Source organism: Priestia sp. ST2, assembly GCF_055810735.1.
Genome location: NZ_JBVVNT010000001.1, coordinates 529,893 through 544,893, shown reverse-complemented (window position 1 = coordinate 544,893; position 15,001 = coordinate 529,893). Strand labels below are relative to the sequence as shown.

The following is a 15,001-nucleotide window of genomic DNA, read 5'->3' as shown; positions in this document are numbered from 1 at the left end:
CATGACCTCTACTAATCGATCATAAGCGATAAAGCAGGCTTTTTATCAGCTCTATTTTACACCAGGCTGATTAACTGCCTATCCGCTGAATAAGCATTACTCTTTCAATCAAACAATTTTATCAAAAATCACCGGTAACAACAATATAATTTTACGAAATCTCTTCTTCTATTTGTAAGTACTTTGCTTTTGCCTGTGAGACTTCAGCACGTACAAATCTAAATAAGCAGAGAAATAAACCAGCATCTCCCAAATAAACATAGCTCCTACTGCTGTTGCTAAAACGTCGAGTGTCCGAAGAGACCCTACTTCATAAGATGCAATATCTCGAATGACAACTGCGTATAAAAAATCTCCTCCAACTACACCTAAAATGATGGCTGCGAATCTTTTTTCAGCATCTTTAATCACCATAAAGCAAATATATAAGATAAGTCCAGTCAAAATCCACTTACGATCAATAAAAATCCATACAGGATCATAGAGCTCAAGTAAACAAAAACCAGCATAGGCAATTATTATAATGCCGCATACAATAACATAATATAACTGCTGAAACCTGCTGTAGCCTGAAGCATAAACACACGCTACCCCCACTAAAAACAAAGCGGTGTAGCTAAATGAAAACTGAGCCATATGCATGTTCATTCCGCTTAGGAGTATACTGATTAATATAATGGCTGCTACCTTCCAACGTCTAGGTGTTTTGGGCATAAGAAAAGTCGCAACAATCCATCCCATCCACGAAAGCCAATAAAAGAAAATTCCGTCCACTGAATATGGCACCTCCTCTACCTGTCATCAGTATGTATCAATTTAGTAAAACTTAATCGGAGTTTTAGAATAGAACCCCTTATTTTGGACAACCTATCAGAAAAAAGGAGGGAATCTAAAATGGGAAAAGATCGTCAAGAGAAAAAATTAAAAGAATCAAAACGAGTTGAATCTGACCGTGATCAAGGACTTCACTATCCGGGAGCAACTAGCTTGCAAAGTCCTGAAGAAGCACGCGAGTTAAATGAGCATAAATAAAAAAATGCGCTGACTAAGTCAGCGCATTTTTTTATTTTAAAACTGGATGTGAAACAGGATAGGAACGTTCTTTCTTTCCTGTAAACAAAAAGAGAACTCCTCCCACTAACAATAGTGCTCCTGACAAATAAAACCCGAATTCCATACTTCCAAGTTTATCTGCAAAATATCCGGTAATGTAAGGTGCAAAGATCGATGACAGCATGCCGCTGAAGTTGAAAAAACCGTACACTTTAGAGTACATGGACGATGGAGTAATATCCGCCATATACGAAATCAAAATCGGATCTAATGCTAATTTACCTATCAAACCGTACACAATTAAGCCGATTAATAGCCAAGAATAACCCTCTGTATAGGGAATAAAAAATTGACACAAAGCGCCCGCTACTGACAAACTCACAATTAATGCTTTTTTATTTGCAATTCGATCAGATATATACCCAAAGAAGATTGCTCCTGGAATAGACGCCCAAGGTACTAAAGATGCTATGATGCCTGTTTGAGACCCTTCTAAGCCTCGCGAGTGCTGCAAATAATAAGGAAGCCAAGTCAGCATCCCAAAAAATCCGTAAAGAGAGCAGAAGATTAAAATGTATACGAAAATATGATTTTTTGTAAATAATACTTTTAGCGACTGCTTTGTTTCTTTATTTAGCGAATTTTTTTCTTGATCCCTTTGCTTATCTTTTACAAAGAAAGCTATTAAAATAGCTATTACTATAGTTGGAATAGCAAATAAGTAAAAAGTAAACTGCCAGTCTTTTTCTAACGTATATGTAATGTATGTAGAACCGATAAAACCAAGTGATATACCAAAAGCCATTCCACTATTAATGAGCGCCGACACTAAACCTCGGTATCGTTCAGATGTGATGCTTGAAGAAACTCCGTATTGTGAACCATAATACGTTCCTTCTCCAAGTCCTGTCAGCGCCCGCATAAGTAAGAACATACCGAAAGTAGTTGTAAGTCCTGTAAAAAATGTGGCAACTCCAAACAAGATGTATCCAGCTACTAAGATCTTAACTCGACCAAATCGATCTGCCAAAAAACCCGTTGGAATTTGCATAGCTGCATACGCTGCAAAAAATACGGTAGACATTAGCCCAAGTTCAGCTTTATTAAGATCCCACTGCGCACCGATATCTCCCATAACCGGAGATAAAATATTACGATCTGCATACATGAAAACCCAGCCTAAAAAGAAAAGAAAAATTGTAAATACAGGATGTCCCTTTTTCATTACGCCACCTCTTTTTTCTGATTTTTCTGTCTATTTTACTTATTATAAGGGGCTAACGTTTGGGATTTCATGCTTTTTGTCACTTCTTCTGCCAACATTTTTTGTTTTTTTAAATGAAAACGCGATCATTCATCTTTTAAAGAAATAAAAAAGCACGCAGTCAACTGCATGCTTTTTTATGATCTGTTATTAAATGTTTCTATAGATACATTTCGCTGAGTCAGCCAGCTATGGGTATCCCCTGTAATAACTAGAGGCATTTGCTGAAGCTTAGCAATAGAAGTTGCTCCTAGCGCAGCCATGATGAACGTTAACTCCTCATGCATCTCGGCTATCTCTTCCACAACTGCTTCTAAACCAGACTTCATTAAAATGGATAAAAAATATCCTGCCATTCCCGTTGCAGAAGCTCCTAACGCAATAGACTTAGCAATATCCATAGAGGTTTGAATACCTCCCGAACCAATAATGGATATACCTTCTACGTGCTGAGATACTTCTGCTAAAGAAGCTGCTGTAGAAATTCCCCAATCATTAAAGAAGTGAAAATGTTTTGCTCGTCTTTCATTTTCGATTTTCGAAAAATTGGTACCACCGTACCCACCAATATCAACGATTTCAACACCAACATCTTTAAGTTTTTGCACTGCTTGAGCGCTCATCCCAAAACCTACTTCTTTGACAATTACAGGAACGGTTACTTCTCGGACAATGCGTTCAATACGACGTAATGCATCGGTGAAATCACGATCTCCCTCCGGCATGACCAGTTCTTGTATAACATTTAAATGAATTTGAAGTCCATTTGCTTCAAGCATATCAACTGCTTTTTTAGCTTGTTCAACTGTAGCTTCACTGCCTAGGTTGGCAAAAATAATTCCGTTAGGGTTTTCTTGACGCACTACTCTGTATGATTGTTCTTCCATTTCATCTTTAATCGCAGCCATCTGCGATCCAACGGCCATTGCTAATTGACCATGATGAGCAATTTGAGCAAACGAACGGTTAATCCGTTCCGTTTCTTGTCCGCCACCGCCCGTCATAGCATTTATAAAAATTGGCGAACTTAACAAAAGTTCGCCAATTTTTGTATCAATATGAACATCGTGCACGCCAGTATTTGGCAAGCTATTATGAACGAAGCGAATATCATCTAGCCCGTGCAGCCGATGCTGTCCCGTTTGAATCGCATGATGAATGTGATCAATTTTACGTTTTGCTCTGCTCACAAATCATCACCATTACTTATCTTAATTTTTTTAATTGATCCCCAATCATATCACCTAATTGGAAACCTTTTGACTCTTCTTGTAATTCATAGTCACCGTAATCTTCTTGTTCTTCTTCCTCAAGATCACGAATGCTTAACGAAACGCGTCGTTCTTGTTCATTCACATCAAGTACTTTCACCGTCACTTTTTCGCCTTCAGAAAGCACTTCATGCGGTGTCCCGATATGCTTATGGGAAATTTGAGAAATGTGTACAAGTCCTTCTACTCCAGGTAGAACTTCCACAAAAGCTCCAAAAGATACAAGTCTTTTAACGGTTCCATCTACTACATCACCTTGGCGAAGCTTCGTAGAAATGTTGGACCATGGACCTTCTAACGTATCTTTAATAGATAATGAAACACGCCCCGTTGATTTGTCAACAGACAATACTTTGACTTTCACAGCATCTCCCTCAGCTACTACGTCTGAAGGTTTTTCTACACGCGTATGTGAAAGCTGAGAAATGTGCACTAACCCATCTACTCCGCCTACATCTACAAACGCTCCAAAGTCTGTTAAGCGCTGAACGGTTCCTTCTAAAACCTGACCTTCTTTTAATGACTCAAGAACATTTTCTTTTTGTTGTACAAGCTCTTCTTCTACAACTGCACGATGCGAAAGGATCACGCGATTTTTTTCTTTATCTAATTCCACTACTTTGACCGTAAGAGTTTGATCTTGATACTCTGCAAAATCATCAACGAAATGAGTTTCAACAAGAGAAGCTGGAATGAACCCTCTCACACCAATATCTACTACTAATCCGCCTTTGACAATTTCTTTGACTACCGCTTCAAACACTTCACCTGAAGAAAGTTTTGCTTCTAAACCATCCCATGCTTTTTCAGCATCTACAGCCCGTTTAGATAGCACAAGCAAATCGTCTTCCACTTTAATTACTTTCGCTTCGACTTCGGCACCTTCTTGGATTACATCGCCTGCTTTTTCAATATGTAAGCTCGCTAATTCACTAATTGGAATAATACCGTCTAGTTTGCTGTTAGGTACATCTACATACACTTGCTTTTCTTCTACTTTTGTAATAGTACCTTTTACTGTTTCTCCTACTTCTAATGACGTTACCTCTACTTGATTCATATCTTCTGTCATCGTCTTTTCCTCCTCCAATATCCATCTACAATATGTATTCCCTTGTAAGAGTTCTTCACTCTTTTAGCTCATCATTATTGTATATAGCTCTGTATAGAAAAAACTCTCTTTGTTACTAACTTCTAATAAATAGAATCTTTTGTCAAGTCATAAGGTTACAAACTATTGATATTTTTCAATTAATTCACCAATGCTTTTCATAATAACTTCGGTCACTTCGTCGGCTGGTGCTTTTCGTTCGCGAAGCTCATCCATCTGAATTGGCGGTCCGTACACTACTTTTAACCTTGCAAAACGCTTATATGGACCAATAACAGCACAAGGCACAACAGCTGCTTTTGAACGCAAAGCAAAAAAGCCTACTCCAGCCATCCCTTTTCCTAATTTCCCATCTTTACTTCTTGTTCCTTCGGGAAACAATCCAAGCACTTTTCCTTCTTTTAAAATCTTTAACCCCTGGCGCAAAGCTTCACGATCTGCCATCCCGCGCTTTACAGGGAATGTTTCTAACTTTGGCAGAACCGTCTTCAGAAAAGGTGCTTTAAACAGCTCTGCTTTTGCCATAAACGAAATAGGCCTTGGACATGTCACACCTACAGTAGGCGGATCTAAGTTGTCAATATGATTTGAACAAAGCAAAACTCCGCCTTCTGAAGGGATATTTTCTGCACCGATTACTTCATAACGATAAACTGGTGTTAAAATGCCTTTTACAATGGCACGTGCAAACATATAAAAGCTCAAAATCATCCAATCCTTTCTTTTGTAATAGAAAGTATTTTTTCTACAACTCCTTCAATCGATAAAGAAGTTGTATCGATTTCAATTGCATCTTCAGCTTTTTTAAGAGGTGCTACTTCGCGCTCAGAATCCAGCTTGTCTCTGCGGGCAATTTCTTCTTTTAAACGCTCTAAATTTGATTCAAAACCTTTTTTTATGTTTTCGTCATGGCGTCGCTGTGCTCTTTCATCCACAGACGCTAATAAAAAGATTTTAACTTCTGCGTGAGGAAGCACGTGTGTACCGATATCACGTCCGTCCATTACAACGCCTCCATCTTTAGCAAGGCCCTGCTGTCTCGCTACCATCTCTTCACGAACTGCACGATGTTTCGCTACGATGGATACAGAGTTAGTTACTTCTGCTGAACGAATTTCACCTGTAACATTCTGCCCATTTAAGATGACTACCTGTCCCGATTCAGACGGCTTTAAATCGATGACTGTTTCGTTAAGTAAATGCAATAGCTCTTCTTCATTTTGCAAATCTACCTGGTTTTTCTGTGCTTGATACGTTAGAGCACGATACATCGCTCCTGTATCAACATAAATATATGATAAGGTTTCTGCTATAATCTTTGCCACTGTACTTTTCCCAGCAGCTGCAGGACCGTCAATCGCGATTGAAATTTGTTTTTCCATAAGTGCCTCCCTTAATTTCAAAACAGGAACAAACCACTTTCATCTTTTATACAATGAGCCATTTTATATGAAGCGTTTATAAACGAAAAAAAGAGCAGGGGGTCTTCTCCTGCCTGGTGTTCACTGCATGTTTCTTTCCTAGTTATTCTACCATACGTCCGACTACTGGTCGAATGTTTCAATAATTTTATTAAAATTATTTTTGCTAACTCCCTCATACTGAATAACCTTTGAGAAATATGTACTGTGACTGCTAGATAGTAAAATACATTGGGCAATTATTAAAAACACAAATTGAATAACCACTAATTTAATTAAAATTCGTTCTATTCGATTCACCTTTTTTCTCCTTTTGTAAGAAGTAATACCTTTGCTTACAGTTTAGGAAAGAGAAGTTTTTTTTATACGCTAAAGAAGACCTTTTCTTCTTAGGTCGAGCTGACGCTTTAAGGTATAACGAATCATCATTTCTTTCGTTTGTTTTTCCATGTCCATAAATTTAATAGATAGCTGACCTACTTTACAAGAAGTCGGGGCGGTAATTCGTACAACTTCCCCTTTTAATTCAAGATGCTGCAAAGCTCCCTCACGATTAGGAAGACTTAATCGTACAACAACCGAATCTTTCTCATTAAAAAGCAGCGAGTGATGGAAGGAGCCGGCTATTCCACCTGCACTGATGTTTTTAGTCATGATTTCCATTACATCCTGCTGTTCTTGTTCACTTTCTATCACCGCCTTCACTGTAAGAGGCACACGAAAAAAATTTCTTCTTTGGATAGATTTTAACTTTTTATCGCCCGGGTAAAAGAGCTTCACAACAGGCATGCCTTTTATTTCACGCCCTGTTACTTCAGTTGGAAAGGTATATACATTTTGATCATATCCAATAAACGTAGCAAGCAATTTTGTACCTTTTAGTAAAAAAGCACTTCGCTGCGTTTCTTCATTTAGCGGATAGCTAATATAAATCACGTCTTCCGTAAACTCAACTACTTTACATCGATATGTTTGTTGTAATGTAGACTCTCTATGCCCGCTCTCTAACGTCAACCTCATTCCCGCTTTTATCATCTTCTCTCTCCTTTAGTTCCACTATATACACTTTTTCCCTTTATTCAAACATAGTCAAATATGTTTATTTTGTAAATATAAATTAGTCATTTAGACTCAATAAAATATTAAAAAACACAAAAACCGGTGTCTATAGACACCGGTTTTTATCAACTTTACACTTCATTATATAAAGGTTCTGAGTTTTGCAGTTTTTCGACTTTTTCTTCAAAACCCGTATCGGCATTGATAAAGATTCGATACGTATCATTTTTTATTGTCCCTAAAAACTCATAGCATAGCACTTCTTCGTTTAAATCATTCGTAATAATTGCTACACGGTCTTCCATCACTTTTACATTCGAGTTCAGCTTGGTTTTTGCCTGTTCTTTGGAAATTTTAGGTTTGGGAATATCTCTTGTACGATGTTTTAATAAGAAGTCTTTAGCTGAGAAACCAATCACAGATCCATCTTCTAAAGACATTTTCATTTTAACTGAATCCGGATAAATCCGAACTCCACTTTCCGTTTGCTCTACGAATGTAAAGACTCCCATATTATCATATTGAGCGCTTTCAGCCATTACTAGGCTTTCAAAACGATGATCTTTTAAAAACTTAGTCGCTTTGTTCATAGCATCGTTTAAACTAATATTTTGTTTTTTAATATCTCGATCTTCGAGCACCCAAAGCGGATATCCACCTTTTTGTGTAATATCCATATACGTCTCTTGTTTAGTCTTTGGATCTGTAATGGTTAAGCTGTACACTTCATAATCAGCGTCTTTTCCGCTCTTTACAATATGAATTTGTTCATTTCCTTTTAAATTCAAAAACGAACGCGCCACTTGTTTTGCCACATCTTCACTAACTTCTCTACCTTTTAATTGGTGAAAAGCGTTTTTTTCCTGCTCATTCGTTGCATTCATAACGCCTAAATCTGTTTCGGCAAAAGAATCCATACTTTTTTCAACGGTTTTTAATCCGTCAATAATTGTATTGTCCCCTTGCTTTTCTTTTGTCGCTAAGGCTAACTCAACATCCATCCAGCGCAAGTTATTATCAATGACCAGATGCTGTACTTGGCGCATTTCATTTTGAATTTCGCCTGACTGATCATAAAGCGCATTTAACGTTTTATACTCTTTATCTGTTAAGGGTGATTTGCTTAAATCCCTTACCGCCACTTTGTACGTAAAGTCACCAACATCTGAAAGAAACTCTTCTGTTTTATTGAAAGGTAACAGCGATAAAGGCAGCTGTCCTACATCGTTATGAGCTTCAGAAGTTAAACGCCATACTTCTGCAAGCGCGGGTGAAAGCTGATCTCTCGAACTCATGGCGAGCGTGCCACCGATTTTATCATTTAATAAATCTATCCGATATGACAAATCATGAAATGCTCGTTGATACGTATTCTCCGCTTGAAGCAGTACAGCATCTTTTTCTTGATGTTCGCTGTACCCCCAATACCCTACACCTACAACACCAATAGCTAATAATACAATTAAAATTGTTCGAATCATGTTTCCTTCACCTCTCTTTATCGACAGAAAATGTGTTTCCCGATTTGCTTAATTTGAGGACGTGACCAAATCCATGCGCTTGTTGCTGTATCCGGATTAAAGTAATAAATAGCATTCCCAGTAGGATCCCATCCGTTAATCGCATCCATAACCGCTTTTTTAGATGTTGGATTGGGTTCAAGCCAGATTTGTCCATCTGCTACGGCAGTAAATGCACGCGGTTCAAAAATAACTCCAGCAACTGTATTTGGAAATGACGGACTGTTAACTCGGTTCAAAATAACGGCCGCTACGGCTACTTGGCCATTATATGGTTCACCCCGTGCTTCACCATGCACGGCATTTGCCATGAGCTGAATATCATTTTGTGAAAAGCCGCTTGGTACATTCACCGCTGTTGGCTTTTGTGCTTTTTCTTTCTGCTGTTCAGAATTTCCTTTAGACGTATTACGCTGCGGCTGACTGGCAGGTTTTTTTGCTTGAGAAGATCCGCTTTGTGCTTTTTGCTGACCATTGTTCCCCCTGCTTTTCCCACTGCTACCGCTTCCTTTAGACTGTTGATCAAGAGGCTGACCGCCATAGTGCGTAAACTTATTCCCTTTTCTAATTTGATTTTTCACATAGTTTTCGTGATATTTTGTTGCGTTGGCTAATTTAATCTTTGTTTGCCAGCCTGCTAAACCGTCAATCTTTTTAATGCCAAATTCATATTGAAAGTTGCGCAGTGCCCAGTATGTGCTCCATCCAAATACACCGTCAATTTTCCCATTGTAATAACCTAAATACTGAAGTCTCGACTGCAGCTCAATAACGTCATCTCCAACTGCTCCGTGTTGAATGACTTGATTTGAAAACGCGTGAGCGGCCTTTGGACTCACAACGGACGCTGCAATAAATGAACATATGCATATGAGACATGCATACTTTTTAAAACATCGAAATGATAACATGACAAAACCTCCTACATCGTATGTAACTGATAAGATGATAGGAGTATTTTTTGTAAAGGTTGTTTTTTTATACAAGATGCGCAAAATTTACCGAAATGAAAAAACTCAGCTCGTAAATCTCTCAAAAAAGATTTACAAGCTGAGCCTAGACAATCGATGGCTGTTTGGCCTTTTTTACTTTTCTTAACGCCAGCCACCATAAATAAATCATAAATGGAATAATAATAAATACCCAATGATCCATTGTTTTTAGAATATAATCATATGTTCCATGTAAAATGAGCGGCGCAAATACGGAGTACAGCGTCCACTTCGTTTTTTCCTTTCCTTCAGAAAACTTTGCTTTCCCTAAATAATACCCCATAATGACGCCGAATAAAGCATGACTAGATACGGGTAAAAAGGCTCTTCCTAGCGCTGATTCTAAACCATTTGCAAATAAATATAAAATATTTTCAACGGTAGCAAAACCTAATGAAACAGCTGCCCCGTAAACAATTCCATCATAATGCTCATCAAATTCCACATGCTGATAAATCGTGAAATATAAAATGAACCATTTGAAAAATTCTTCTAAAAAGCTTGTCGTAAAAAATGCTTGAAGAAAAGGTGATTGAAAAACGTGTTCTTCACCAAATACATATTGAATAAACATAATTGGCAAAACAAGCATTGCTCCAAAAATAAATGTTTTTAATACCATTGAAATAGGCTCAGTTTCATATTCATCTTTCAAATAAAAAAAACTTAACAATGCCAATCCTGGCGCAATGCCTGCAGATACAATCGCCAACATAAATAGCGCCTCATCTCCTCTATTTTTTTTAATAGTAACATGTTATCTTTAGGATGAAAATCTCCGTCTATAATGTCCTTATCTTTATATGTAAATGCTCACATAACTTGCTGTCGATTTACAAAGCCTAACAAAGACCTTAAACAAGTATACCAAAAAATGTATCATACTTATATGAAAAATTGAAAGGAGCTCTTTATGAAAACTGTTTATATTCTTCACACCGGCGGCACAATCTCTATGAAAGAAGACATGGCAACTGGATCAGTAACACCAGATATTCAAAATCCGCTTCACCGCTCAACATCATCTGTTTCAGGTATGGCCAATGTAATCGTAGAAGAAGCATTTCATCTGCCTTCTCCTCACATTACTCCTAAGGAAATGCTTATACTTTCAAAAAAAATACGCGATAAAATTAATGAAGGCAAAATTGATGCAGTCGTGCTAACCCACGGTACGGACACGCTGGAAGAAACCGCTTATTTTTTAGATTTAACAGTGCATACAGATATTCCAATTGTCTTAACTGGAGCCATGAGATCAAGCAATGAAATTGGTTCAGACGGTCCTTATAATTTTATATCTGCGGTTCGGGTGGCTATTAGTGACGGTGCAAAAGGAAAAGGTGTCTTAGTTGTGATGAACGATGAAATTCATACCGCTGAAAATGTGACCAAGACCCACACAAGCAACGTGGCGACATTTCAAAGCCCTCAGTACGGGCCAATAGGATTAATCACAAAACGCGGCGTATCTTTTCACCACATGCCTACAGAACACGAATTTTATCCTGTCAATCAGATAGATAAACAAATCACTTTATTAAAATCTTATGCAGGAATGGACGACCATTTATTTCAAGCAGTGGCTTCAATGAATGTTGATGGACTTGTAATTGAAGCCCTCGGCCAAGGAAATCTACCTCCTCTCACAATTCCAGGCATTCAATTGCTTTTAGAGCGAAAGATACCCATCGTGCTCGTTTCCCGCTGTTTTAATGGAATTGCTCAAGATGTATATGGATATGAAGGCGGCGGCAAGCAGTTGAAAGAGATGGGCGTTATTTTTTCAAATGGCTTAAATGGTCCTAAAGCACGCATTAAACTGTTAGTTGCTCTCCAAGTAACAACGAATCATGATGAACTGCAGCAGCTATTTAATCATTAGTAAAACAACGCATAGAAGCCTATGCGTTGTTTTTGTTGATAATATGAGAAGCAATTGATTTTCCATGAAAACGTCCATTTTCGATAAAAATCTCATTAGCATTGTTTCCTGCAGCAATCACACCAGCGATATAAATTCCTTCCACGTTTGTTTCCATGGTCTCTTCGTTAAAAGAAGGGCTGCCTGTTTCATCATCTAATTCCACACCCATTTTTGTTAAGAACGAATGATCAGGATGATACCCAGTCATCGCAAAAACGAAATCGTTACTAATCGTAGATTCTTTCCCTTCCTGTTCATATGTTACCGTTTCATCCGTTATCTTTGTTACATGAGCATTAAAATGCATCCTAATTGTCCCATTTCGAACCAGAGCCTCAAATTCAGGCAATATCCAAGGTTTTACGCTAGGTGAGTAATCTGAGCCACGATAAATAACCGTCACCCTTGCATCACACTTCACCAATTCCAGAGCTGCATCGACGCTAGAGTTTTTTCCGCCTATAACGACTACATCTTTATCAAAGTACGGATGCGCTTCTTTAAAATAATGAAATACCTTTGATAAATCTTCACCAGGCACATTCATATAATTAGGATGATCGTAATAGCCTGTAGCTATAATGACATTCTCCGCTTCATATGTCTCTTTAGATGTTGTGACAATAAATTGGTTTTCTGCTTGTTTGTCTACTTGCAAGACACGTTCAAACGGCTGAATTCGAACTTGTCTGCGCTTCACCACTTCTCGATAGTAAGCAAGAGCTTGGTTGCGCACAGGCTTACGATTTTCGGTAATAAAAGGGACATCCCCAATTTCTAGTTTTTCACTCGAACTAAAAAACGTTTGGTGGGTCGGATAGTTATAAATGGCATTCACAATGTTCCCTTTTTCAATTACAAGGGCATCAATACCTGTATGTTGAAGCTCGATAGCTGCTGAAAGGCCGCATGGTCCTCCGCCAACAATAATTACTTTTTCTTTCTTCATGCCTGTCACTCCTTCAGTTGTAAACGCACCTTTTTTTTATTTTAACGCAGTGTAAAACAAAAAAATCTCCTCATTAATGATAGGAGATTTTTTCTATTTACGCAATTGTTCTGCTGTTCTGTTTTTAAATCCAGCCTCTGAAACGAGAGCCTTCTGCCATTTTTCTTACGCCTATCATATAAGCAGCTAGACGCATGTCGACTTTTCGAGTTGTAGAGGTTTCGTAGATGTTATTAAATGATTTAACCATTACTTTTTCAAGCTTTTCTTCTACTTCTTCTTCCGTCCAATAATAACCTTGGTTATTTTGCACCCATTCAAAATAAGAGACTGTTACACCGCCGGCACTTGCCAAAACGTCTGGAACTAATAAAATTCCTCTCTCTGACAAAATGCGCGTTGCTTCAAGAGTTGTTGGTCCATTTGCTGCTTCTACTACAATACTCGCTTGAATGTTATGGGCGTTTTCTTCTGTAATTTGATTTTCAATCGCAGCTGGAACTAGGATGTCACAGTCAAGTTCAAGCAGCTCTTTGTTGCTGATTGTATTATTGAATAATTTTGTTACTGTACCAAAGCTATCGCGTCGATCTAATAAATAATCAATGTCTAAACCGTTAGGGTCATGCAGCGCTCCGTACGCATCGGATATCCCTACAATTTTAGCGCCAGCGTCGTGCATGAACTTAGCTAAAAAGCTCCCTGCATTTCCAAACCCTTGTACTACTACCCGTGCACCTTGTAATTCAATGCCTCGTTTTTTCGCTGCTTCACGAATACAAATAGTTACTCCTTTTGCAGTCGCTGTTTCACGGCCGTGCGAACCACCTAAGACAAGGGGCTTTCCAGTAATAAAGCCCGGTGAGTTAAATTCATCAATCCGGCTGTATTCATCCATCATCCAAGCCATAATTTGTGAATTTGTAAACACATCCGGCGCTGGAATATCCTTTGTTGGTCCAACAATTTGGCTAATCGCACGAACATATCCGCGGCTTAAACGCTCTAATTCTCCAAAAGACATATTTCGAGGATCACAAACAATTCCACCTTTTCCTCCACCGTAAGGAAGGTCAACGATTCCACATTTTAAACTCATCCATATAGATAGAGCTTTTACTTCTTTTTCAGTTACGTTTGGGTGAAAACGAATTCCGCCTTTCGTAGGACCAACTGCATCGTTATGCTGCGCTCGGTGACCTGTAAAAATCTTAACTGATCCGTCATCCATACGAACAGGAATTTTTACTGTCATCATTCGTAATGGCTCTTTTAATAGTTCATACACTTCATCAGGATAGCCTAGTTTTTCTAACGCTTTATGTATCACTGTTTGTGTAGATTTTAAAACATCATGCTTCTCTTCTTGACTATTTTTACTGTCTTGCATCTTGTCGGCTACCATCTGTAAACCTCCTAAAATGTATCGAAAATTATTCGTTTTTAATTGAATGGTGCTTCTTTCATGACATAGTATACACCCTTAGTTTTACATTGCAAAGGAAAATATCGAACTTTTAGTATTTTTTGTGTTCTTCTAAGAAAACGCTTCCAATAACTTTACAAGGTATGCTACAATGTTTTAAGTCTGCCTCTTTTCTAGTATGCTTTAATTGTCTAAAAAAAATAAAAAACACCCGGTGATAAAGAGCACTTTCAACAACTTTTTGCAAGCTGAAAGTGCAGCCACTCTTATTTTAATAAAAGTGCTTTATCCTTCACGGGTGTAATTATTTCAATTAAACAATTAAGAAAAGACAGAATTAATATACTCCAAAGCTCTCTTTTCTACTAACATTTTTCCATATTCATTTACGCGGTGCTTTGTAATTGTAGAGGGATTTCCATACTCCGCCAAAACCGCAATCATATTCCCAACTTCAGCCGGTGACAGCATGTGATAATCCAACAGCACGTAAAAACGTTTTTCAAATGAATAGAGCACGCTATCCGTATCGTAAAAGTTTGACATGCGCTTGGTCAGCTGAATGACATCTTCAAATGAATCAAACTCAAAAAACATGTCTTCGCTTTCATCTAGCATGACCTGCATTTCAATGAAGTCCTCGAACTCGTCTTCATCGAACTCACCGTAGCTGGTTTCTTCTTCATACTGCTTCGTCACAAATACAACCATTCCCTGTGCTTGAAGTGAAAAAACTTCTACCGAAAGAGAATTTGTAGGTTCAAAGTTCAGTTCTTGAGAAGCTTGCTCTATCATCTCACGAAAAAGCTGTTTTACTTTGAATGTATCTGTCCATAGATCTTCTTTTGTTAACCCTCTTTCTTGTAAATCATCGTAGGTCAAAAAAACTTTTAGCTTATTATAGTTTAATCGTTCAAGCCTCATTAGCGTCCCTCCCCGCTTGCACTCATAACCACATGGTTCGATAATGCAGTATATGTATTTTTTGGAAAACGGTTCGTGATGTTT

The 15,001-nt window shown here is 38.1% G+C and carries 16 protein-coding genes; 2 read left to right on the top strand and 14 right to left on the bottom strand.

Translation table 11 applies throughout. From position 1 onward, the window contains the following. Positions 1 to 168 precede the first annotated feature (168 nt). Positions 169 to 774, bottom strand: coding sequence for a YphA family membrane protein (locus AC0KUU_RS02810; RefSeq protein ID WP_043976376.1), 606 nt, complete (start codon positions 772 to 774; stop codon positions 169 to 171). Between the two features lie 120 nt (positions 775 to 894). Here AC0KUU_RS02810 and AC0KUU_RS02805 point away from each other — a divergent pair, with 120 nt between their 5' ends. Further along, positions 895 to 1,032, top strand: a complete 138-nt coding sequence (locus tag AC0KUU_RS02805; protein WP_013059024.1) for a YpzI family protein — start codon at positions 895 to 897, stop codon at positions 1,030 to 1,032. A gap of 31 nt (positions 1,033 to 1,063) precedes the next feature. On the opposite strand, the gene AC0KUU_RS02800 is transcribed toward AC0KUU_RS02805, so the two are convergent. The 10 genes from AC0KUU_RS02800 to prsW form a co-directional block, all read right to left on the bottom strand. Then, positions 1,064 to 2,278, bottom strand: coding sequence for an MFS transporter (locus AC0KUU_RS02800; RefSeq protein ID WP_043976374.1), 1,215 nt, complete (start codon positions 2,276 to 2,278; stop codon positions 1,064 to 1,066). Positions 2,279 to 2,454: 176 nt separating this feature from the next. Beyond that, positions 2,455 to 3,507, bottom strand: coding sequence for a type 2 isopentenyl-diphosphate Delta-isomerase (gene fni, locus AC0KUU_RS02795; RefSeq protein WP_043976373.1), 1,053 nt, complete (start codon positions 3,505 to 3,507; stop codon positions 2,455 to 2,457). A 16-nt stretch (positions 3,508 to 3,523) separates the two neighbouring features. Beyond that, positions 3,524 to 4,660 carry a 30S ribosomal protein S1 gene (gene rpsA, locus AC0KUU_RS02790; protein ID WP_013059027.1) on the bottom strand — a complete coding sequence of 379 codons (1,137 nt, stop codon included), beginning with the start codon at positions 4,658 to 4,660 and terminating at the stop codon, positions 3,524 to 3,526. A 162-nt stretch (positions 4,661 to 4,822) separates the two neighbouring features. Further along, complete coding sequence (locus AC0KUU_RS02785) at positions 4,823 to 5,410, bottom strand: lysophospholipid acyltransferase family protein (protein WP_043976371.1); 588 nt, start codon at positions 5,408 to 5,410, stop codon at positions 4,823 to 4,825. Next, entirely contained in the window at positions 5,407 to 6,081 is a 675-nt protein-coding gene (cmk, locus tag AC0KUU_RS02780; RefSeq protein ID WP_043976370.1) for a (d)CMP kinase, read from the bottom strand. Before cmk ends, AC0KUU_RS02785 begins: the two co-directional genes overlap by 4 nt. Before the next feature lie 162 nt (positions 6,082 to 6,243). Next, positions 6,244 to 6,420 carry a YpfB family protein gene (locus AC0KUU_RS02775; protein ID WP_013059030.1) on the bottom strand — a complete coding sequence of 59 codons (177 nt, stop codon included), beginning with the start codon at positions 6,418 to 6,420 and terminating at the stop codon, positions 6,244 to 6,246. A 69-nt stretch (positions 6,421 to 6,489) separates the two neighbouring features. Further along, positions 6,490 to 7,155 carry a flagellar brake protein gene (locus tag AC0KUU_RS02770; RefSeq protein ID WP_034649061.1) on the bottom strand — a complete coding sequence of 222 codons (666 nt, stop codon included), beginning with the start codon at positions 7,153 to 7,155 and terminating at the stop codon, positions 6,490 to 6,492. Positions 7,156 to 7,310: 155 nt separating this feature from the next. Beyond that, positions 7,311 to 8,660, bottom strand: a complete 1,350-nt coding sequence (gene ypeB / locus AC0KUU_RS02765) for a germination protein YpeB (protein ID WP_043976368.1) — start codon at positions 8,658 to 8,660, stop codon at positions 7,311 to 7,313. Between the two features lie 17 nt (positions 8,661 to 8,677). Then, entirely contained in the window at positions 8,678 to 9,610 is a 933-nt protein-coding gene (gene sleB, locus AC0KUU_RS02760) for a spore cortex-lytic enzyme (protein ID WP_043976367.1), read from the bottom strand. Positions 9,611 to 9,755: 145 nt separating this feature from the next. After that, a complete protein-coding gene (prsW, locus tag AC0KUU_RS02755) occupies positions 9,756 to 10,406 on the bottom strand; it encodes a glutamic-type intramembrane protease PrsW (RefSeq protein WP_013059034.1) in 651 nt (216 codons plus the stop codon). 198 nt (positions 10,407 to 10,604) lie between these two features. Here prsW and AC0KUU_RS02750 point away from each other — a divergent pair, with 198 nt between their 5' ends. Next, complete coding sequence (locus AC0KUU_RS02750; protein ID WP_043976365.1) at positions 10,605 to 11,576, top strand: asparaginase; 972 nt, start codon at positions 10,605 to 10,607, stop codon at positions 11,574 to 11,576. 19 nt (positions 11,577 to 11,595) lie between these two features. On the opposite strand, the gene AC0KUU_RS02745 is transcribed toward AC0KUU_RS02750, so the two are convergent. The 3 genes from AC0KUU_RS02745 to AC0KUU_RS02735 all read right to left on the bottom strand — a co-directional run bounded on the left by AC0KUU_RS02745 (position 11,596) and on the right by AC0KUU_RS02735 (position 14,917). Continuing rightward, positions 11,596 to 12,567, bottom strand: coding sequence for a YpdA family putative bacillithiol disulfide reductase (locus AC0KUU_RS02745; protein ID WP_043976363.1), 972 nt, complete (start codon positions 12,565 to 12,567; stop codon positions 11,596 to 11,598). Positions 12,568 to 12,691: 124 nt separating this feature from the next. Next, positions 12,692 to 13,957, bottom strand: a complete 1,266-nt coding sequence (locus AC0KUU_RS02740; RefSeq protein ID WP_370506064.1) for a Glu/Leu/Phe/Val family dehydrogenase — start codon at positions 13,955 to 13,957, stop codon at positions 12,692 to 12,694. 357 nt (positions 13,958 to 14,314) lie between these two features. Continuing rightward, the gene (locus tag AC0KUU_RS02735; RefSeq protein WP_043976361.1) at positions 14,315 to 14,917 is read right to left on the bottom strand and encodes a genetic competence negative regulator; all 603 of its coding nucleotides are present in this window, start codon (positions 14,915 to 14,917) and stop codon (positions 14,315 to 14,317) included. Positions 14,918 to 15,001 lie beyond the last annotated feature (84 nt).